The following is a 20,096-nucleotide window of genomic DNA, read 5'->3' as shown; positions in this document are numbered from 1 at the left end:
GGGGCAGGATGGAGGCATGCAGCCATCGGACTACTCCATGCAGGGTGCGGTCGACCTCGGGGCGCGCAAGGCCGCCATGGAACGCGAGGCCAAGCGGGAGGCCGCGCAGGCCTCGGGGACCGCCAACCCCTACGCGATCGACGTCGACGAGAACAACTTCCAGGACGAGGTCCTGCAGCGCTCGATGAGCACGCCCGTCGTGCTGGCCGTGCTGCAGTCCTCCTCTGAGCAGTCCTCGCAGGTCGAGGCGGCCATCGACCGGCTGGCCATCGGCGCCGGGGGCCAGTGGGCGGTCGCCAAGGTCGACGTGCAGGCCAGCCCGCAGCTCGCCCAGGCGCTGCGGGTGCCCGCCGCCCCGATGATCGCCCTGGTCATCGGCGGCCAGGTGGTGCCCGGCCCCACCGGCCCGGCCACCGAGGCCCAGCTGCGCGACTGGCTGTCCCAGGTCTTCGAGGAGCTGCGCAACCAGAACGTGCTGCCGCCGGAGTTCACCGGGCTGGGGCCCGAGGGCGCCGAGGGCGGCGCGGGGCCGGCCGAGCAGGCCGACCCGGTCGACGCCGAGGCCCAGGAGGCGCTGCAGCGCGACGACTTCGACGCCGCCGAGCAGGTCTACGCCAAGGCGCTGGAGTCCGACCCCAAGAACGAGCACGCCAAGCAGCGCCTGGCCCAGGTGCGGCTCATCCGGCGGCTGCGCGGGGTCGACGCCGCCGCGGCGCGCAAGGCCGCCGCCGACGACCCCGGCGACATCGACGCCCAGCTGCAGGTCGCCGACATCGACATGTACGGCCAGAAGGTCGAGGACGCCTTCGACCGGCTCATCACCCTGGTCAAGAACACCCGCGACGACGACCGCGACCGGGTGCGCAAGCACCTGCTGTCGCTGTTCGAGGTGCTGCCCGCCACCGACCCGGCGGTGTCGGCGGCGCGGCGGCGGCTCACCGCGGCGCTGTTCTAGCCGGGACCGTTCCGACCCGCCCGCCGACGGGTAGAACCAGTTCATGCCGTATGTGGTGACGATCTCGGCGACCTTCGGGGCCGGCGGCGGCGCGGTGGGTCCGGCCGTCGCCGAGCGGCTGGGCGTGCCCTTCGTGGACCGGGCCGTCCCCGGGGCGGTCGCCGAGGAGATCGGCTGCTCCCTGGAGGACGCGCTGCGCCACGACGACCGGGCCCCCACCGGCTTCGAGCGGCTGCTGGCCAGCGCCGCCCGGCTGCCCACGGTCACCCTCGGCAGCGTCGACCCCTCCTACGTCACCCCCTCCGACGCCGACGGGCGGATCCTGTACGACCAGGAGTTCGTCGACCGCACCGAGGAGGTCCTGGAGCGGGTCGCCGCCACCGGCGCGGTGGTGCTGGGGCGGGCCGGGGCGGTGGTCCTCGCCGACCGGCCCGGCGCCCTGCACGTGCGCCTGGACGGCCCCAAGGACGCCCGGCTCGCCCGGTCGGGCACCTCGGACATGCGCGAACTGGAGGCCAACGACCGCGCCCGCAGCGCCTATGTGCGCCGCTTCTACCGGGTGGACCCGGCCGACTCCGCCCTCTACCACCTGGTGCTCGACGCCACCGCCGTCTCGCCCGAGGCCTGCACCGACGTGATCGTGCGCCTGGCCCGGGAGCGGGCACCGGAAATGTAGTGCGGTGCACCGTTTGATCTGCGGCGGTGGCACCATGAAGGGTGCGCCCGAGCACCGGGAGCCACCGGGGGCCCACCCAGCCAGGACCGCCCGGCGGTGCCGCCGGCGCGCGACCTGAGCCTGAGCGCGCCGTGGCGCAGCAGACATGTGACACAGAGGAGCTTTACGTGGCCACCCTTCCCAGCGTCTCCTACTCCATAACCGTCCGGCTCGAGGTCGACGGCCACGGCAGCGCGGTCGGCGGCCTCACCAGCGCGGTCGAGCACGTGGGGGGCGTCATCACCGCCCTGGACGTGGCGCAGGCCGGCCACGAGCGGATCCGCATCGACGTGACCTGCGCGGCCCGCGACACCGACCACGCCCAGGCGATCGTGGACGCCCTGGGCGCAGTGGAGGGCGTCGTCGTCCACAAGGTCAGCGACCGCACCTTCCTGATGCACCTCGGCGGCAAGATCGAGATGAAGTCCAAGGTGCCGCTGCGCAACCGCGACGAGCTGTCCATGGCCTACACCCCCGGCGTGGCCCGCGTCTCCCAGGCCATCGCCGCCAACCCCGCCGACGCCCGCCGCCTGACCGTCAAGCGCAACAGCGTCGCCGTGGTCACCGACGGCTCGGCCGTGCTCGGCCTGGGCAACATCGGCCCCGAGGCCTCCATGCCGGTCATGGAGGGCAAGGCGGCGCTGTTCAAACGCTTCGCCGACATCGACGCCTGGCCCATCGCCCTGGACACCCAGGACGTCGACGAGATCGTGCGCACCGTCCAGGTCATCGCCCCCGGCTTCGGCGGCGTCAACCTGGAGGACATCTCCGCCCCCCGCTGCTTCGAGGTCGAGGCCCGCCTGCGCGAGCTGCTCGACATCCCCGTCTTCCACGACGACCAGCACGGCACCGCCATCGTCGTGCTCGCCGCGCTCAAGAACGCGCTGCGGGTGGTCGGCAAGGACCTGGGCGGGGTGCGCATCGCCATGTCCGGCGCCGGCGCCGCCGGCACCGCCATCCTCAAGCTGCTCATGCACGCCGGGGCCAAGCACATCGTGGTCTGCGACGTCCACGGCGCCGTCCACAGGGGCCGCGACGACCTCGACCCCAACCTGGAGTGGATCGCCGCCAACACCAACCCCGAGGGCTACTCCGGCGACCTGCGGGGCGCCGTGGACGGGGCCGACGTGTTCATCGGCGTCTCGGCCCCCAACGTGCTCGGCGGCGAGGACATCGCCGAGATGAACGACGACGCCATCATCTTCGCCCTGGCCAACCCCGACCCCGAGGTCGACCCGGACGTGGCCCGGCTGCACGCCGCGGTGGTGGCCACCGGCCGCAGCGACTACCCCAACCAGATCAACAACGTGCTGGTCTTCCCCGGGTTCTTCCGCGGCCTGCTGGACGCCCAGAGCGACCACGTCGACTCCGACATGATGGTCGCCGCCGCCGACGCCATCGCCGGCGCGGTCACCGACGACGAGCTCGGACCGCACTACATCATCCCCAGCGTCTTCCACACCAACCTGTCCAAGAGCGTGGCCGCCGCCGTCCGCGACGTCGCCGTGCGCGGCGGGCACGGCCGCGCCGAGGACTAGGGGGCCGAGTTGGCCGCGCCGGGGGCGGGGTAGACAGCCGGGTATGGACGGAACCGACCTCACCGGGCGGCTGCTGGTGGCCGCGCCCGCGCTGGAGGACCCCCACTTCCGCCGCACCGTCGTGCTGGTCGTCGTCAACCGCCCGTCCCGGCTGCCCGTGTCCGACGTGCTCGCCGACTGGGGCGGCTTCGCCAGCGACCCGCCGGTCATGTTCGCCGGCGGCCCCGTCGGCGAGGGCGCCGGCCTCGCCCTGGGCGTGCCCGGCGGCGAGGAGGAGCCGCTGGGCTGGCGCCCCCTGGAGTCGCCCCCCGACGGCCCTCCCGCCCCCGAGGGGCTGGGCGTGGTCGACCTGGACGCGCCGCCGCAGATCCTCGGCGGGGCCCTGGGCCGCTTCCGCGTCTTCGCCGGGTACGCCGGGTGGGGCGAGGGCCAGCTCGGCGCCGAGATCGAGGAGGGCGCCTGGTACGTGCTGCCCGCCCTGGCCGAGGACGTGTTCTCCGCCGACCCGCGGACCCTGTGGGCGCGGGTGCTGCGCCGCCAGGGCGGCGACCTGGCCCTGGTGGCCACCCTGCCCGACGACCCGGAGTTGAACTGACCCCGCCCGCGCGGCGATACGGTGGACTGCAGACGCAGGAGGTGTGAGGCGAACATGGCCATGGATGTGGTGAACAAGGTCGTCCCGGAGTCCGAGACCCGGCCGGACATCTCGCACGACGACGGCGACCGCGAGCGCTTCGCGCACTACGTGCAGAAGGACAAGATCACCGAGAGCGCGGTGACCGGGGCCCCCGTCATCGCGCTGTGCGGCAAGGTCTGGGTGCCCAACCGGGACCCCAAGAAGTTCCCCGTCTGCCCGGAGTGCAAGGAGATCTACGAGGAGATGACCGCCTGACCGGTCGGGTCGTCCCGGTCCGCCCGCCGCTGCGGGGTTTCGCGCACCCAGGGGCGGGTGGGGCAGGATACGCTCCCTTAGGACGGTGACGACGGGTAGGTCAGGTAGGTCACATGGTTTCCACCACCGAGCGGGGGACGCACCGCAGGGGTGAGCGCGGGCAGCGCGGGCGGCGCCGCAGGCGGCGCCCCGTCACCGCGGGCGACGTCGCCCGCGGGATCCTGCGCGGTTTCGGCGAGCTGCTGTTCACCGCCGGGATCGTGATGCTGTTCTTCGCCGCCTACCAGGTGTACGGCAAGGCGCTGGAGACGCGACAGGAGCAGGAGAGCCTGGGCGACGACCTCCAGCAGGCCTGGGAGGAGCCCAAGGGGCCCGACTCCGAGCCGCTGCCGGGCTCGGCCGACAGCAGGATGTACATCCCCGCGCTCGACCTGCAGTGGGTGGTCGTCAGCGGCGTCCAGCCCGACGACATCCGCTACAGCCCCGGCCACTACACCGACGACGACGTGGCCGGCGGCGACGCGGCCGACGCGGGTGAGAAGGGCAACTACGCCGTGGCCGGGCACCGCGTGTCCGGCATCTTCTGGGACATCGACCAGCTGTCCGACGGCGACCCGATCGTCCTGGAGGACGCGGAGAACTTCTACACCTACGAGGTCGTCGACGAGCGGACCGTCACCCCCGACCAGGTCGAGGTGGTCGACCCCGACCCGTTCGACCCCGAGAACAACGACGACCCCCAGCGGGCGCTGCTGACCCTCACCACCTGCGCGCCCAAGCTCAACAACACCCACCGGCTGATCGTGACGGCCGAGCTGACCGACACCCGCCCCAAGGACCAGGGCATGCCCGAGAGCATCGCGGACATGGCCCCCGAGAACCAGGCGGACGAGGGGGAGTGACGCGATGTACGGGCTGATCTGGCGACTGCTCCCGGGGCCCGTCCCGGTCAAGATCGTGCTGGCGCTGGCCCTGCTGGCCGGGGCCGCCTGGCTGCTCTGGTACGTCGTCTTCCCCTGGGCCGACCCCTACATGCCCTTCAACGACGGCGCGGTCGACACGGGCGCGGGGGCAGGCGGCTGACCTCCCCGCCTCGGATACCCTCGTCCGGGTGAGCAACAGGGGAATGGTCGGATGACGGTTCTGCAGACGAGCACGGGGGAGCGCCTCGCCGGGCTGCGCCAGTGGCAGCGCGAGGCGTTCGAGGAGTACTTCCGAAGAGAGCCGAGGGACTTCCTCGCGGTGGCCACGCCCGGGGCGGGCAAGACCACCTTCGCGCTGACGCTCGCCTCCGAGCTGCTGGCGCGGCACGCGGTGCGGGCCGTCACCATCGTGTGCCCCACCGAGCACCTCAAGAAGCAGTGGGCCGAGGCCGCCGCGCGGTTCGGCATCGCCATCGACCCCGACTTCAAGAACGGCCAGGGGGCGCTCGGGCGGCAGTACACCGGGGCGGCCGTCACCTACGCGCAGGTGGCCGCGCACCCGATGCTGCACCGCAACCGCACCGAGGCGCGCCGCACCCTGGTCATCTTCGACGAGGTGCACCACGCCGGCGACGCGCTGTCCTGGGGCGACGCGGCGCGCGAGGCCTTCGACCCGGCCGCCCGGCGGCTGGCGCTGACCGGCACCCCCTTCCGGTCCGACGTCAACCCCATCCCCTTCGTGGACTACGTCCAGGACGCCGAGGGCGTGCGCCGCTGCTCCTGGGACTACAACTACGGCTACGCCCCGGCGCTGGGCGACGGCGTCGTCCGGCCCGTGCTGTTCATGGCCTACTCCGGCGAGATGCGCTGGCGCACCAAGGCCGGGGACGAGCTCGCCGCCCGCCTGGGCGAGCCGCTCACCCAGGACGCCCTGGCACAGGCCTGGAAGGCCGCGCTCGACCCCAAGGGCGACTGGATTAAGAAGGTCCTGGCCGCCGCCGACCGGCGGCTGACCGAGGTGCGCAACGCCACCCCCGACGCCGGGGGCCTGGTCATCGCCACCGACCACGAGGCCGCCCGCGCCTACGCGCGCATCCTGCGCAAGATCACCGGGCAGGGCGCCACCGTGGTGCTCTCCGACGACCCGACCGCCAGCAAGAAGATCTCCCGCTTCGCCGAGTCCGACGAGCGGTGGATGGTGGCGGTGCGCATGGTCTCCGAGGGCGTGGACGTGCCGCGGCTGATGGTCGGCGTGTACGCCACCTCCACCAGCACCGCGCTGTTCTTCGCCCAGGCCGTGGGGCGCTTCGTGCGCTCGCGCCGCCGCGGCGAGGTCGCCTCGGTCTTCCTGCCGTCGGTGCCCACCCTGCTGGAGCTGGCCGGGGAGATGGAGCGCGAGCGCGACCACGCGCTGGACCGGCCGCTCAAGGAGGGCGAGGAGTTCGACCCCGAGGGCCGGGAGCTGGACGAGGCCCGCAAGAAGCGGGACACCCCCGACGCGGGGGAGGAGCTGCCCTTCGAGACGATGGAGGCCTCGGCCGAGTTCGACCGGGTGCTCTACGACGGCTCGGAGTTCGGCGGCGGCACCCCCGACTCGCCCGAGGAGGAGGACTTCCTCGGGCTGCCCGGACTGCTGGAGCCCGACCAGGTGGCCCAGCTGCTGCGCAAGCGCAAGGCCGACCAGCGGGCCGGGCAGCGCAAGGCGCCGGCGGCCGACGGGCGCGAGGACGGCCCGCCCGAGCACGAGCGGGTGGCGGCGCTGCGCAAGGAGCTGCAGGGGCTGGTGGGCGCCTGGCACCACCGCACCGGGCGCCCGCACGGGATGATCCACAACGAGCTGCGCCGGGCCTGCGGCGGCCCCCCGATCGCGCAGGCCTCCCCGGACCAGATCTCCGAGCGCATCGCCAAGATCCGCTCCTGGGCCACCGGCGGCTCCTGACCCGGTAAACACCCGGCAAGGGCGGCGATGCGGACCCGCGCGGCGTAATCACCCAAAGTGGTCGCGCAGGTACGTTCCGCACCATGGGGGAACGAGCGAGAGCGATCGGGCGGACCGGTGCGGGCCTGGCGGCCTGCGCCGCCGCCCTGGCCGGACTGCTGGGCACCACGACCGCCGCACAGGAGGAGGCGCCACGGGAGGTGTGCGCGCCCGGCGGCGCCGCCGCGGACGCGCGCATCGACGGGAGGATCGGGGGCCGCGCCTCCGAGGGCGGCGCCATCAGCGACGCCCAGGCCGCTGAGTACGAGCGCCGCCTGAGGCAGGAGCGGGTGCCCCAGCAGGCCCGCGACGAGCGGCGCACCGTCCCCGTCGTGGTGCACGTCGTCAGCGCCGAGGACGGCACCGGCGACCTGTCCGAGGCCACCGTCCGCCGCCAGGTCGACGTGCTCAACCGGGCCTTCGGCGGCGGCTACGGCGGCGCCGACACCGGCTTCCGATTCGAACTGCGCGACATCACCCGCACCGCCGACGACGGCGCGTTCGCCTCCGTCGGCCGCCGCGGCTCCGCCGAACGCGCCGGCCTGCGCCGGGGCGGCCCCGAGACGCTCAACCTGTACACCGCCGACCTGGGCCACGGCATCCTGGGCCGGTCCACCTTCCCCCAGGACTACGCCGACGACCCCGGCGCCGACGGCGTCGTCGTCGACCACCGCACCGTGCCCGGCGGCGGCCGGGAGAACTTCGACCTGGGCCACACCGCCACCCACGAGACCGGGCACTGGCTCGGCCTGTTCCACACCTTCCAGAACGGGTGCTCCTCGCCCGGGGACTACGTCGCCGACACCGCCTACGAGCGCGAGCAGGCCACCGGCTGCCCGACCGGCCGCGACACCTGCCCCGACCGCAGCGGCACCGATCCCGTGGACAACTTCATGAACTACAGCGACGACGCCTGCATGGAGCGCTTCACCGGCGGCCAGGCCGACCGGATGGCCGACCACTGGTACGCCTTCCGCGCAGGGAAAGGCGCCTGACCGCCGCTAGGATTGTCCCCATGGCAGCGACCAAGACCTACCTGACCGGCATCCAGACCTCGGGGATGCCGCACCTCGGAAACTACATCGGGGCCATCCGCCCGGCGCTGGAAGCCGCACGCGAGCACGACAGCATGTACTTCCTCGCCGACTACCACTCGCTCAACTCGGTCCGCGACCCTGAGAGGCTCCGCCACGACGTCCGGTCGGTCGCCGCCACGTGGCTCGCCTGCGGTCTGGACCCCGAGCGCACCGTCCTGTACCGGCAGTCGAGCGTCCCCGAGGTGTTCGAGCTGGCCACCGTGCTCGGCGCGGTGACCGCCAAGGGGCTGATGAACCGCGCCCACGCCTACAAGGCCGCCCGGGACCGCAACGCCGAGGCCGGCGTGGAGGACCTGGACGCCGGGGTCAACATGGGGCTGTTCAACTACCCGGTCCTCATGGCCGCCGACATCCTGGTGATGGAGGCCGACATCGTGCCCGTCGGCCGCGACCAGCGCCAGCACATCGAGTACACCGCCGACATCGCCGGGTCGTTCAACCACCTCTACGGGGCCGGGTACGCCTTCCCGATCCCCGAGGGGGCGTTCCCCGAGGGCGAGTCCAGCCTGCTCCCCGGCATCGACGGCCGGAAGATGAGCAAGTCCTACGACAACCACATCCCGCTGTTCCTGCCGGAGAACAGGCTCAAGAAGCTGGTGCGGCGCATCCCGACCGACTCCACGCCGGTCGAGGACCCCAAGAACCCCGACACCTCGTCGGTCTTCCAGCTGCTGGAGCACTTCGCCGACGCCGACCGCAGCGCCGCCGTCCGCAAGCGGCTGGAGGCCGGGGGCATGGGCTGGGGCGAGCTCAAGAACGAGCTCTTCGACGTCCTCAACGGCATCTTCGGGCCCATGCGGGAGCGCTACGACGCGCTGATGGAGCCCGACAGCGAACTCGACGCCGTCCTGGAGGACGGCGCCGAGCGCGCGCGGGCCCGGGCCCGGGCCACCATGGCCAAGGTCCGCGCGGCCATCGGCATCGCCTAGCAGCGCCCGGGACGACGGGCCTCAGGCGACCACCGGCACGCCCTCCAGGACGACGCCCTTGGCGGACAGCTCCTCCAGGGCGGCGTCGGTGGTCGCCCGGGCCACCCCGGCCGTCAGGTTCAGCAGCACCCGGGTGGCGAACCCGGCCTCGGCGGCGTCGGCCGCGGTGGCCCGCACGCAGTGGTCGGTGGCGATGCCCACCACGTCCACCGCGTCCACCCCGCGCTCCCGCAGCCACTCCTCCAGGGACCGGCCGTCCTCGGCCGCGCCCTCGAAGCCGCTGTAGGCGGCGGTGTAGGCGCCCTTGCTGAACACCTCGTCCACCCCGGAGGCGTCGAAGGACCGGTGGAACTCGGCGCCCTCGGTGCCCACCACGCAGTGCGGCGGCCAGGAGTCGGTGAAGTCCGGCTGCGCCGAGAAGTGGGCGCCCGGGTCCACGTGGAAGTCGCGGGTGGCCACCACATGGGCGTAGTCGTCGCGGTGCGCGGCGATGTGGGCGGTGACCTCCGCGGCCACCGCGGCGCCCCCGCTCACCCCCATGCTGCCGCCCTCGCAGAAGTCGTTCTGCACGTCGACGACGATCAGCGCTCTTCGGCCCGTGTGCGCACTCATCTACAGCCTCCCTGGGAACTCGGTGGGCAGCGCGGGCTCCCCGCGCGACATCCGGCGGGCCGGGGCGGGCAGCTCGGCCACCGACCGGGTGTGCCGCTTGCGGGCCGCCTCCAGCGGCTCGTCGCCCACCACCTCGCCGCGCTCCACCAGGCGCCGCAGCAGCGGTCGCAGCCCCGGGCGCGGCTCGGGCTCGTGGCCGTGCACCAGCTCGGCGGTGGCGGTCCCGTCCTCGCCGACCGCGCGCGAGGCCCACTTGCGCCCGCCCTTGCTGGGCTTGCCCACCGACCGCTTGGCCACCGGCTCCAGCGGCGCGTCCGGCGCCGCCTCCCGGGACCGGGCCACCAGCTTGTACACCAGCGACGCCGTCGGCGCGCCCGAGCCGGTCACCAGCGCGGTGCCCACCCCGTAGCCGTCCACCGGGGCGATCGCCAGCGCCTGGATCGCGTACTCGTCCAGGTCGCCGGTGACCACGATGCGGGTGCCGGCGGCGCCCAGCCCGTCCAGCTGGCGGCGCACCCGCGCCGCCTCGGCGGCCAGGTCGCCCGAGTCCACGCGCACCCCGCCCAGGCCGGTCCCGGCCAGCTCCACCGCGGTGCCCACGGCGCGCTCCACGTCGTAGGTGTCCACCAGCAGGGTGGTGCCCGGCCCCAGCGCGTCGATCTGGGCGCCGAAGGCGTGCCGCTCGCTGTCGTGCAGCAGGGTGAAGGCGTGCGCGCTGGTCCCGGCGGTGGGCACGCCCCAGCGGCGGCCCGCCTCCAGGTTGGAGGTGCTGGCGAACCCGGCGATGTAGGCGGCGCGCGCGGAGGCCGTCGCCGCGCCCTCGTGGGTGCGGCGCGAGCCCATCTCGATCATCGGCCGCCCCTGGGCCGCGACGGCCATCCGGGAGGCGGCCGAGGCGATCGCGGTGTCGTGGTTGAACACCGACAGCGCCAGCGTCTCCAGCAGCACGGCCTCGGCGAAGGTGCCCTCGACCACCAGGATGGGGGAGCCGGGGAAGTAGCACTCGCCCTCCCCGTAGCCCCACACGTCGCCGGTGAAGCGGTAGTCGGCGAGCCAGTCCAGGGTGGGCCCGTCCACCACGCCGGCGTCGGACAGGTAGTCCAGCTCGGCCGTGCCGAACCGGAAGTCGCGCAGCGCCTCCAGGAAGCGCCCGGTTCCGGCCACCACCCCGTAGCGGCGCGCCTCGGGCAGGCGCCGGGCGAACATCTCGAAGACGGCCCGCCGGTGCGCCGCGCCGCTGCGCAGGGCCCCCTGCAGCATGGTCAGCTCGTACCGGTCGGTGAGCAGGGCGCTGCTCGCGTGCTCGGTCATGGGCATCCAGACTAGTTTGTGTCTCTCGGTACCAAAATAGCGGTGCCCGCGGGTGGGACAATGGGGCCGGTACCGCAGGAGGAGAGGGGAGTGACCCATGGGGACCGCTCCGGCGCCGGTCGAGCTGGAACGGCCGGAGGCGGACGAGGACGTCCGGCCCGACAAGCCGTGGGTGACCATCGTCTGGAACGATCCGGTGAACCTCATGTCGTACGTCACCTACGTCTTCCAGACCGTCTTCGGCTACTCCAGGGCCAAGGCGCACAAGCTGATGATGGACGTGCACCACAAGGGGCGCGCCGTGGTCTCCACCGGCTCGCGCGAGGAGATGGAGCGCGACGTGTCGGTGCTGCACTCCTACGGCCTGTGGGCGACGCTCCAGCACGATGAATAGGGTGTCCGGATGACCGACGGATTCCGCGCCGTGCGCGGCGGGGTGAGCATCCGCCTGGACCGGGACGAGGCCGCCGTGCTGCGCTCGATGGCCGGGCTCGTCCTGGAGCTGGTGGAGCCGCCCGAGGACGGGGGCGACCCGCTGGAGGCGCTGGTCGGCATCTCCGGCACCGCCGACACCCCCGAGGACCCCGTGCTGGCCCGGCTGCTGCCCGACGCCTACGGGGGCGACCGCGAGGCGGCCGGGGAGTTCCGCCGCTACACCGAGGGGGACCTGCGGCGGCACAAGCGGGAGAACGCCGAGACGGTGATCTCCGGGCTGGCCGGGCTGGGCCCGGACGGCGGGGAGCTGGTGCTCGACACCGGCGACGCGCACGCCTGGCTCAAGGCGCTCAACGACGTCCGGCTGGCGCTGGGCACGCGGCTGGGCGTGGAGGAGGACGGCGGCGAGACGCGGGTGCGCGCCGAGGGGCCGGCGGACCGGGCGGCGCTGAACGTCTACGAGTGGCTCGGCGGGGTGCAGGAGACGCTGGTCCAGGCGCTGATGGCGGAGCGCTGAGGGCGGGGCGGCGGGGCCCGCCGAAAAAGTCATACCCACTGTGTGGGTAGGGATAATTTCTCGGCTACGCTGAGGGCCATGCTGAGGATCAACCGGGAGATCCGCGACCGGATCGTCGCGCACGCCCGCCGCGACCACCCCGACGAGGCGTGCGGGATCGTGGCCGGCCCCATCGGGTCCGACCGGCCCGAGCGGATGGTCGAGATGGCCAACGCCGAGCGCTCGCCGACCTTCTACCGCTTCGACTCCAAGGAGCAGCTCCAGGTCTGGCGGGAGATGGACGACCGGGACGAGGAGCCCGTGGTCATCTACCACTCGCACACCGCGACGGAGGCCTACCCCTCCCGGACCGACGTCTCCTACGCCTCCGAGCCCAACGCGCACTACGTGCTGGTCTCCACGCGCGACCCGGAGACCGCCGAGTTCCGCTCCTACCGGATCGTCGACGGCGAGATCACCGAGGAGCCCGTGGAATTCACCGGCGAACCCGCCCGTTGACACCGATCAGCACAGCCGACCACGAACTGGAGACACCATGGCCACCGAGGTCCGCATCCCCACCATCATGCGCAACCTGACCGACGGCGCCAAGGCCGTCGAGGCCAGCGGCGCCACCCTCGCCGAGCTCATCGACGACCTCGACCAGCGCCACCCCGGCCTGGGCGAGAAGCTGGTGGACGGCGGCAAGCTGCGCCGCTTCGTCAACGTCTACCTCAACGACGAGGACGTGCGCTTCCTCGGCGGGATCGAGGCGCCGGTCGCCGACGGCGACACCGTCACCGTCCTCCCGGCCGTCGCCGGGGGCATGCGCTAGCCGCCATGCGCCACGACTCGCTCCTCGACTCCCTGGGCGGCACGCCCCTCGTCGGCCTGCCCGCCCTCTCGCCCGCCCCCGACGTGCGCCTGTGGGCCAAGCTGGAGGACCGCAACCCCACCGGCTCCATCAAGGACCGGGCGGCCTTCTATATGGTCCAGCAGGCCGAGAAGGACGGGCTGCTCACGCCGGGATGCACCATCCTGGAGCCCACCTCGGGCAACACCGGCATCTCCCTGGCCATGGTCGCCCGCCTGCGCGGCTACCGGATGGTCTGCGTGATGCCGGAGAACACCTCCGCCGAGCGCCGCCAGCTGCTGCGGATGTGGGGGGCCGAGGTGCACTCCTCCCCGGCCGAGGGCGGCTCCAACGAGGCCGTCCGGGTGGCCAAGCGGATGGCCGCCGAGCACCCCGACTGGGTGATGCTGTACCAGTACGGCAACCCCGCCAACGCCCGCGCGCACTACGAGACCACCGGTCCCGAACTGCTCGCGGACCTGCCGGAGATCACCCACTTCGTGGCGGGGCTGGGCACCACCGGCACGCTCATGGGGGTGGGGCGCTACCTGCGCGAGCACCGGCCCGACGTGAAGATCGTCGCCGCCGAGCCGCGCTACGGCGAGCTCGTCTACGGGCTGCGCAACCTCGACGAGGGGTTCGTGCCCGAGCTCTACGACGCCGACGTGCTCACCACCCGCTTCTCCGTGCCCTCGGACGCGGCCCTGCGCCGCACCCGGGACCTGCTGGAGAAGGAGGGCATCTTCGCCGGGATCTCCACCGGCGGGGCCCTGCACGCCGCGCTGGCCATGGCCGACAAGGCGGCCAGGGCCGGGGAGCGCGCCGACATCGCCCTGGTCATCGCCGACGGCGGGTGGAAGTACCTGTCCACCGGCGCCTACGAGGGCACGCTCGCCGAGGCCGAGGAGCGCCTCGACGGCCAGCTCTGGGCCTAGCCCGGGCCTGGCTCGGGCCGGGTACACGCCGGGTACGGCCACCCCGGGTGGCGCGTTCCGAACACTGTTCGGTTCAATGGGGCGCATGTCCCGCTTCGACCGCGCCACCCGGGTCCGCCCCGAGGACGACGGCCGGTGGTACGCCGCCGACCTCGACCCCGGCTACCTGATCGGCACCGCCATGAACGGCGGCTACCTCATGGCCGTCCTCCAGCGCGCCGCCCTGCACCTCGCCCCCGGCCAGCCCCACCCCGTCTCCTCCTCCTACCACTTCCTGCGCCCGGCCGGCCCCGGCCCCGCACGGGTCCGCACCGAGGTGCTCAAGACCGGGCGCACCGTCACCACCCTGCGCGCCACCCTCAGCCAGGACGGGCGCGACCTGGTCACCGGGCACATCTCCGCCGGGCGCCTGGACCCCCGCGCCGCACCCGACTACACCGCCGCCGCGCCCGACCTGCCGCCCCCCGAGGCGTGCCGCAGGATGGACCCCCGCCGCAGCGCCACCGGCGAGGACGGCTTCAGCGGCCGGATCGAGCAGTACTTCACCCCGCGCACCTGGGAGCGGCTCGCCCGCCGCACCGAGGCGCCCGAACCCGAGCTCGCCGGGCACCTGCGCGCCGCACCCGGCGACGGTGAGCCCGCCGACCCCGCCGCCTTCCTCGCCCTGGCCGTCGACGCGCTGCCGCCCGTCGTCAGCGTCGTCCGCCCCTGGAGGTGGGCCCCCACCGTGGAGCTGACCTGGCACATGCGCGCCGTGCCCGAGCCCGGTCCGCTCGCCTTCCGCGCCGAGGGGCGCAGCGCCGCCGACGGCTGGTTCGACGAGAGCGTGGAGTTGTGGGATGTGAAGGGGCGCCTCGTCGCCCAGGCGCGACAACTCGCCCGATCCGGGCTTTGACCGGCCTTGATACCCTTGACCAGGAAAAACGTGGAGTGTTCGGTTCTGGTACCCGGTCACATGTGATTCAGGCCGCGTGAGACGCGGGCCACATTCGGTACCACCGCAGCGGTCATTGGGGTAGACCCGTAACACGGAGAACATGGAGAGGCCCGGCTCGGCGCCGCCGCGCTGGTCTCCGCGGAGGCATTCCACCCGAAAAGGCAAAAGCGACGTGCGACTCACCATCATCGGCTCCTCGGGGAGCTTCCCCGGCCCGGCCAGCCCCGCCTCGTGCTACCTCGTCGAGGCCGGCGGCTTCCGCCTGCTCCTCGACCTCGGCAACGGCGCCCTCGGAGCGCTCCAGAAGTACACCGACATCTACGGGATCGACGCGGTCTACCTCAGCCACCTGCACGCCGACCACTGCTTCGACCTGTGCTCCTACTGGGTCGCGCGCACCTACCCCCAGGGTGGGCCCAAGCCCCGCATCCCCGTCTACGGTCCGCCCGGCGTCGCCGACCGCATGGCCGAGGCCTACGGGCTCGACCCCGACCCCGGCATGCGCGAGACCTTCGACTTCGTCGAACTCGCCCCCGGCGAGGTGAACATCGGCCCCATCACCGCCACCGTCGACCGGGTCAACCACCCCGTGGACGCCTTCGGCATCCGCCTGGAGCACGAGGGGTCCACCCTCGCCTACAGCGGCGACACCGCCACCTGCGACGAGCTCACCCGCCTGGCCCTGGACACCGACCTGTTCCTGTGCGAGGCCTCGTTCCACGACCACCACGACAACCCGCACGGGGTGCACCTCACCGGCGCCGAGGCCGGCACCCACGCCGACCGGGCCGGGGCGCGCCGCCTCGTGCTGACCCACCTGGTGCCCTGGAACGACGACGCCATCACCCTGAGAGAGGCCCGCAGCGCCTACACCGGCCCCGTCGAGCTGGCACGCCCGGGCGCGGTCTACCGGATCGGGGTCGAGGCCGAGGCCCTCGACGCCGTGGGGAGCTGAGCCGGGGAGCCGGACCGGGAGCACGCCGGGGGAGGGGCTAGTCGAGCAGCCCCTCCGCGGCGGCGGTCGCCGCCTCAACGGCCGCGCCGCCCTCCTCTTCCCACATGTCGCTGTTGGCCTGCACCGTCACCAGAAGGCCCGGCAGGTGCAGCCGTACCCGCGAGAACCGCTCGCCGGGCCGCCACTCGGCGAACCCGCCCAGCGCGGTCAGCCCAGGGGTGGTGAAGTAGGCGCGGGAGCCCTCCGCCACCGCCTCGCCCACCTGGGGCGGGAGCGCGCCCGGGGTCTCCGCCAGGCTGCCTTCGGACGCCAGCGACACCAGCACCACCTCGCTGCCGTCGCCCCGGTCGAACCCCGCCCACGAGCACTCCAGCACCCTCTCCCCGCGCACCTGGGTGAACTGGGCGCCCTCGGGCGCCATCGCCGCGAACGCCTCCGCGTCCTCCGGCAGCCCCGCCGCCTCGCAGGTGCCGGGCACCTCCACCGGCTCCGCGCCGTCCGGGGCCTCCGCCTCGTCGGCCGCGCTCGCCTCACCGGACGGGCCGCCGGGCGGGTCCAGGGGGACCCCGCCGAACGCCTCCCAGGCCGGGGGCGCCTCCGGTGGTCCCGACGGCGACCCTCCGGGGGCCTTCGGGGAGGGGGACGGCTCCCCGGCCGCGCAGCCCGCCGCCAGCGTCACCGCCGCCACCGCCGCGGCCGCGGCGGCCGGCGTCCTCGGGAGCCCTCGGGGAAGCGCGAACATGGCCCCAATGGTGCCAGAGATCCGCGCGACCGAACCGCGGCCACCGATAGTCTGCGGAGCATGGCTCGACCCGACGGACGCGCTCCGAACCAACTTCGCCCCGTGAACATCACCCGCAACTGGCTCCGCCACGCGGAGGGCTCCGCGCTCATCGAGTTCGGGGACACCCGCGTCCTGTGCGCGGCCACCGTGGAGGAAGGCGTCCCGCGCTGGCGCCGCGGCACCGGCGAGGGCTGGGTGACCGCCGAGTACGCGATGCTCCCCCGCTCCACCGACACCCGCGGCGCCCGCGAGTCGGTCAAGGGGAAGATCGGCGGCCGCACGCACGAGATCTCCCGCCTGGTCGGCCGGTCGCTGCGCGCGGTCGTCGACTTCAAGGCGATGGGGGAGAACACGATCACCCTCGACTGCGACGTGCTCCAGGCCGACGGCGGCACCCGCACCGCGGCCATCACCGGCGCCTACGTCGCCCTCGCCGACGCCGTCAAGTTCCTGCGCAAGAAGCGCAACCTGAAGAACAACCCGCTCGCCGGGTCCGTCGCCGCGGTCAGCGTCGGCATGGTGCAGGGCCAGGCCCGCCTGGACCTGAACTACCTGGAGGACTCGGTCGCCCAGACCGACATGAACGTCGTCGTCACCGGCGACGGGAACTTCGTCGAGGTGCAGGGCACGGCCGAGGGCGCCCCCTTCGACCGCTCCGAGCTGGACACCCTGCTGGACCTGGCCGTCGGCGGCTGCGCCGAGCTGACCGAGCTGCAGAAGAAGGCCCTGGCCGGATGAGCGGGCGGCTGAAGCTGGTGCTGGCCACCAGGAACGCCAAGAAGGTGCCCGAGATGCAGGCGGTGCTGGCCGGCGCCGGGGTGGAGGCCGACGTGGTCGGCCTCGACGCCTACCCGGAGGCGCCGGAGGTGGCCGAGACCGAGCCCACCTTCACCGGCAACGCCCTGCTCAAGGCGCGGGCGGTCGCCGCGCACACCGGGCTCCCGGCGGTGGCCGACGACTCCGGGCTGCGGGTGGACGCGCTCAACGGGATGCCCGGGGTGCTGTCCGCGCGCTGGTCGGGGCGGTTCGGCGAGGCCACCGGTGACAAGGACCTGGCCAACCTGCACCTGGTGCTCGACCAGCTCGCCGACACCCCCGACGGGCGCCGCGGCGCGGAGTTCGTCGCCGCGGCGGCACTCGTCGTGCCCGGGGGCCTGGAGACCGGGGGAGTGGAGACCGCGGTCGAGGGCGTCATGCGGGGGAGCATCATCCGCGAGCGGCGGGGGAGTAACGGGTTCGGCTACGACCCGGTGTTCGTGCCCGAGGGGGAGACCCGCACCACCGCGGAGATGGAGCCCGAGGAGAAGAACGCCATCAGCCACCGGGGCAAGGCCTTCCGCGCGCTTGCCGAGGAGATCCGGGACCTGGTCTGAAGGACGCCCGGTCCGAGAACCGCGGGGCCGCCCCGACCGCCGAGCAGGCGGTGCGGGGCGGCCCTTCGCCGTGTACGGGGGCGCTGTGTGTACGGGGGCACGGTGGCGCGGACACTGTGCAGGGAGACGAGAACGGACATGTGACGGGGCGCACGGCGTGTCATGCGCGGAGCGGTGACGGGGTCGGGTAGCGTTACTGGAGTCGCCGGATGGGACGGCTCCTTAAGGGAGCATCGATCGGTCCGGCGCACGTTCTCTGGAAAACCGTTCGAGGCACCGCCCTCGGGTGTGTATGCTGGAGGACATCGCGGCTCACCGAGTCCCGAACATCCAGATGGCTTCAGGGCCGGAGGGGATGGGCGGTCGGGGCCGCACCTCACCGAAGACACTCCGTCCGCTTGAGCGGGCATATCTTCCGTACGAACTCCGATCTCGTCCGTGGCGCGTCACGCGCAGGGCCGGGAGCGGTCGGCGGGAGAAGGGTGTCGCAGGGAATTGCGATAGCCCCCGATTTGGCGGGAATGAGCGGCCCTGATAAAGTGAGGGCACAACAAAGCGGAAAGCCGCCTCTAGCGGAAAAGCGACATGATCCTCGCGGGTCAGGGCTTGTACGGGATGAGCGGTTGTTTCTTGAGAACTCAACAGCGCGTGTTTGTTCAATGATGTGCCATGTTTGTTTTGGCCCCGTCGGACGCTCCTTCGGAGTGTTCGCGAGGTTCCTTTGACAAACCCGGGGTCATTCCGCCCCGGGGAGGTCAGGGTTTCTCTTCCAGGTTTCACCCGCGCCCCTTGCGGCAGCGGGTGTGTTTGACCTTGATGGAGAGTTTGATCCTGGCTCAGGACGAACGCTGGCGGCGTGCTTAACACATGCAAGTCGAGCGGTAAGGCCCTTCGGGGTACACGAGCGGCGAACGGGTGAGTAACACGTGAGCAACCTGCCCCCGACACCGGGATAAGCCGTGGAAACGCGGTCTAATACCGGATACGACACGCCCCTGCATGGGGTGCGTGTGGAAAGGGTTTCTGGTCGGGGATGGGCTCGCGGCCTATCAGCTTGTTGGTGGGGTAACGGCCTACCAAGGCGATTACGGGTAGCCGGCCTGAGAGGGCGACCGGCCACACTGGGACTGAGACACGGCCCAGACTCCTGCGGGAGGCAGCAGTGGGGAATATTGCGCAATGGGCGGAAGCCTGACGCAGCGACGCCGCGTGGGGGATGACGGCCTTCGGGTTGTAAACCTCTTTTACCACTCACGCAGGCCCCGGGTTCTCCCGGGGTTGACGGTAGGTGGGGAATAAGGACCGGCTAACTACGTGCCAGCAGCCGCGGTAATACGTAGGGTCCGAGCGTTGTCCGGAATTATTGGGCGTAAAGAGCTCGTAGGCGGCGTGTCGCGTCTGCTGTGAAAGACCGGGGCTTAACCCCGGTTCTGCAGTGGATACGGGCATGCTAGAGGTAGGTAGGGGAGACTGGAATTCCTGGTGTAGCGGTGAAATGCGCAGATATCAGGAGGAACACCGGTGGCGAAGGCGGGTCTCTGGGCCTTACCTGACGCTGAGGAGCGAAAGCGTGGGGAGCGAACAGGATTAGATACCCTGGTAGTCCACGCCGTAAACGTTGGGCGCTAGGTGTGGGGGCTTTCCACGGTTCCCGTGCCGCAGCTAACGCATTAAGCGCCCCGCCTGGGGAGTACGGCCGCAAGGCTAAAACTCAAAGGAATTGACGGGGGCCCGCACAAGCGGCGGAGCATGTTGCTTAATTCGACGCAACGCGAAGAACCTTACCAAGGTTTGACATCACCGGTAATCCATCGGAGACGGTGGGTCCTTCGGGGATCGGTGACAGGTGGTGCATGGCTGTCGTCAGCTCGTGTCGTGAGATGTTGGGTTAAGTCCCGCAACGAGCGCAACCCTTGTTCCATGTTGCCAGCACGTGATGGTGGGGACTCATGGGAGACTGCCGGGGTCAACTCGGAGGAAGGTGGGGATGACGTCAAGTCATCATGCCCCTTATGTCTTGGGCTGCAAACATGCTACAATGGCCGGTACAGTGGGCGTGCGATGTCGTAAGGCGGAGCGAATCCCTAAAAGCCGGTCTCAGTTCGGATTGGGGTCTGCAACTCGACCCCATGAAGGTGGAGTCGCTAGTAATCGCGGATCAGCAATGCCGCGGTGAATACGTTCCCGGGCCTTGTACACACCGCCCGTCACGTCATGAAAGTCGGCAACACCCGAAACTTGCGGCCTAACCCCTTGTGGGAGGGAGTGAGTGAAGGTGGGGCTGGCGATTGGGACGAAGTCGTAACAAGGTAGCCGTACCGGAAGGTGCGGCTGGATCACCTCCTTTCTAAGGAGTCTTTGATTAGCTGGCCTGTTTT

The 20,096-nt window shown here is 72.1% G+C and carries 22 protein-coding genes and 1 rRNA gene; 20 read left to right on the top strand and 3 right to left on the bottom strand.

The features are described from left to right. Positions 1–16: 16 nt before the first annotated feature. From O4J56_RS07185 to O4J56_RS07140, 10 genes are all read left to right on the top strand, one after another. Positions 17–955 (top strand): co-chaperone YbbN, encoded by a 939-nt coding sequence (locus O4J56_RS07185; RefSeq protein ID WP_270684530.1) that lies wholly within the window; start codon positions 17–19, stop codon positions 953–955. A 43-nt stretch (positions 956–998) separates the two neighbouring features. Next, a complete protein-coding gene (locus O4J56_RS07180; RefSeq protein WP_270684528.1) occupies positions 999–1,631 on the top strand; it encodes a cytidylate kinase-like family protein in 633 nt (210 codons plus the stop codon). A gap of 167 nt (positions 1,632–1,798) precedes the next feature. Continuing rightward, entirely contained in the window at positions 1,799–3,208 is a 1,410-nt protein-coding gene (locus tag O4J56_RS07175) for an NAD-dependent malic enzyme (protein ID WP_270684527.1), read from the top strand. 43 nt (positions 3,209–3,251) lie between these two features. Further along, positions 3,252–3,803, top strand: coding sequence for a YqgE/AlgH family protein (locus tag O4J56_RS07170; RefSeq protein ID WP_270684525.1), 552 nt, complete (start codon positions 3,252–3,254; stop codon positions 3,801–3,803). Positions 3,804–3,857: 54 nt separating this feature from the next. Next, positions 3,858–4,100, top strand: a complete 243-nt coding sequence (locus O4J56_RS07165; protein WP_270684523.1) for a DUF3039 domain-containing protein — start codon at positions 3,858–3,860, stop codon at positions 4,098–4,100. A gap of 113 nt (positions 4,101–4,213) precedes the next feature. Then, on the top strand, positions 4,214–5,002 hold the full coding sequence (locus tag O4J56_RS07160) for a class E sortase (protein ID WP_270684522.1): 789 nt from the start codon (positions 4,214–4,216) through the stop codon (positions 5,000–5,002). Positions 5,003–5,006: 4 nt separating this feature from the next. Then, positions 5,007–5,183 carry a hypothetical protein gene (locus O4J56_RS07155; protein ID WP_270677080.1) on the top strand — a complete coding sequence of 59 codons (177 nt, stop codon included), beginning with the start codon at positions 5,007–5,009 and terminating at the stop codon, positions 5,181–5,183. 51 nt (positions 5,184–5,234) lie between these two features. Next, the gene (locus O4J56_RS07150) at positions 5,235–6,962 is read left to right on the top strand and encodes a DEAD/DEAH box helicase (RefSeq protein ID WP_270684520.1); all 1,728 of its coding nucleotides are present in this window, start codon (positions 5,235–5,237) and stop codon (positions 6,960–6,962) included. A gap of 83 nt (positions 6,963–7,045) precedes the next feature. Then, positions 7,046–7,996: a zinc metalloprotease gene (locus tag O4J56_RS07145; RefSeq protein WP_270684519.1), complete on the top strand. Its 951-nt coding sequence runs from the start codon at positions 7,046–7,048 to the stop codon at positions 7,994–7,996. A 20-nt stretch (positions 7,997–8,016) separates the two neighbouring features. Continuing rightward, positions 8,017–9,027: a tryptophan--tRNA ligase gene (locus O4J56_RS07140; RefSeq protein WP_270684517.1), complete on the top strand. Its 1,011-nt coding sequence runs from the start codon at positions 8,017–8,019 to the stop codon at positions 9,025–9,027. A 21-nt stretch (positions 9,028–9,048) separates the two neighbouring features. On the opposite strand, the gene O4J56_RS07135 is transcribed toward O4J56_RS07140, so the two are convergent. Then, positions 9,049–9,639: an isochorismatase family protein gene (locus O4J56_RS07135; protein WP_270684516.1), complete on the bottom strand. Its 591-nt coding sequence runs from the start codon at positions 9,637–9,639 to the stop codon at positions 9,049–9,051. Continuing rightward, positions 9,640–10,950, bottom strand: coding sequence for a nicotinate phosphoribosyltransferase (locus O4J56_RS07130; protein WP_270684515.1), 1,311 nt, complete (start codon positions 10,948–10,950; stop codon positions 9,640–9,642). Between the two features lie 97 nt (positions 10,951–11,047). Here O4J56_RS07130 and clpS point away from each other — a divergent pair, with 97 nt between their 5' ends. From clpS to O4J56_RS07095, 7 genes are all read left to right on the top strand, one after another. Continuing rightward, a complete protein-coding gene (gene clpS / locus O4J56_RS07125) occupies positions 11,048–11,344 on the top strand; it encodes an ATP-dependent Clp protease adapter ClpS (RefSeq protein ID WP_270684514.1) in 297 nt (98 codons plus the stop codon). Between the two features lie 9 nt (positions 11,345–11,353). Continuing rightward, positions 11,354–11,902, top strand: a complete 549-nt coding sequence (locus tag O4J56_RS07120; RefSeq protein ID WP_270684512.1) for a DUF2017 domain-containing protein — start codon at positions 11,354–11,356, stop codon at positions 11,900–11,902. A gap of 78 nt (positions 11,903–11,980) precedes the next feature. Next, positions 11,981–12,400, top strand: a complete 420-nt coding sequence (locus tag O4J56_RS07115) for a M67 family metallopeptidase (RefSeq protein WP_270684510.1) — start codon at positions 11,981–11,983, stop codon at positions 12,398–12,400. A 37-nt stretch (positions 12,401–12,437) separates the two neighbouring features. Then, positions 12,438–12,716 (top strand): MoaD/ThiS family protein, encoded by a 279-nt coding sequence (locus tag O4J56_RS07110; protein WP_270684509.1) that lies wholly within the window; start codon positions 12,438–12,440, stop codon positions 12,714–12,716. Positions 12,717–12,721: 5 nt separating this feature from the next. Next, on the top strand, positions 12,722–13,669 hold the full coding sequence (locus O4J56_RS07105) for a PLP-dependent cysteine synthase family protein (RefSeq protein ID WP_270684508.1): 948 nt from the start codon (positions 12,722–12,724) through the stop codon (positions 13,667–13,669). Between the two features lie 76 nt (positions 13,670–13,745). Then, entirely contained in the window at positions 13,746–14,564 is an 819-nt protein-coding gene (locus O4J56_RS07100; RefSeq protein WP_456299794.1) for a thioesterase family protein, read from the top strand. 214 nt (positions 14,565–14,778) lie between these two features. After that, the gene (locus tag O4J56_RS07095; protein ID WP_270684505.1) at positions 14,779–15,561 is read left to right on the top strand and encodes an MBL fold metallo-hydrolase; all 783 of its coding nucleotides are present in this window, start codon (positions 14,779–14,781) and stop codon (positions 15,559–15,561) included. A gap of 37 nt (positions 15,562–15,598) precedes the next feature. Here the strand turns inward: O4J56_RS07095 and O4J56_RS07090 are convergent, their stop codons facing one another. Continuing rightward, positions 15,599–16,303 carry a hypothetical protein gene (locus O4J56_RS07090; protein ID WP_270684504.1) on the bottom strand — a complete coding sequence of 235 codons (705 nt, stop codon included), beginning with the start codon at positions 16,301–16,303 and terminating at the stop codon, positions 15,599–15,601. Positions 16,304–16,405: 102 nt separating this feature from the next. On the opposite strand from O4J56_RS07090, the gene rph reads away from it, so the two are divergent. The 3 genes from rph to O4J56_RS07075 all read left to right on the top strand — a co-directional run bounded on the left by rph (position 16,406) and on the right by O4J56_RS07075 (position 20,065). Next, positions 16,406–17,083: a ribonuclease PH gene (gene rph / locus O4J56_RS07085; RefSeq protein WP_408639093.1), complete on the top strand. Its 678-nt coding sequence runs from the start codon at positions 16,406–16,408 to the stop codon at positions 17,081–17,083. Continuing rightward, positions 17,080–17,718, top strand: coding sequence for an RdgB/HAM1 family non-canonical purine NTP pyrophosphatase (rdgB, locus tag O4J56_RS07080; protein WP_270684502.1), 639 nt, complete (start codon positions 17,080–17,082; stop codon positions 17,716–17,718). Before rph ends, rdgB begins: the two co-directional genes overlap by 4 nt. A gap of 813 nt (positions 17,719–18,531) precedes the next feature. Continuing rightward, positions 18,532–20,065: ribosomal RNA gene (locus tag O4J56_RS07075) — 16S ribosomal RNA — on the top strand. Positions 20,066–20,096: the final 31 nt, after the last annotated feature.

The organism is Nocardiopsis endophytica, from assembly GCF_027706725.1.
Taxonomy (GTDB): Bacteria; Actinomycetota; Actinomycetes; order Streptosporangiales; family Streptosporangiaceae; genus Nocardiopsis_A; species Nocardiopsis_A endophytica.
Note: the sequence above shows the minus strand (reverse complement) of the source record. Positions and strands in the feature narration are given on the sequence as shown.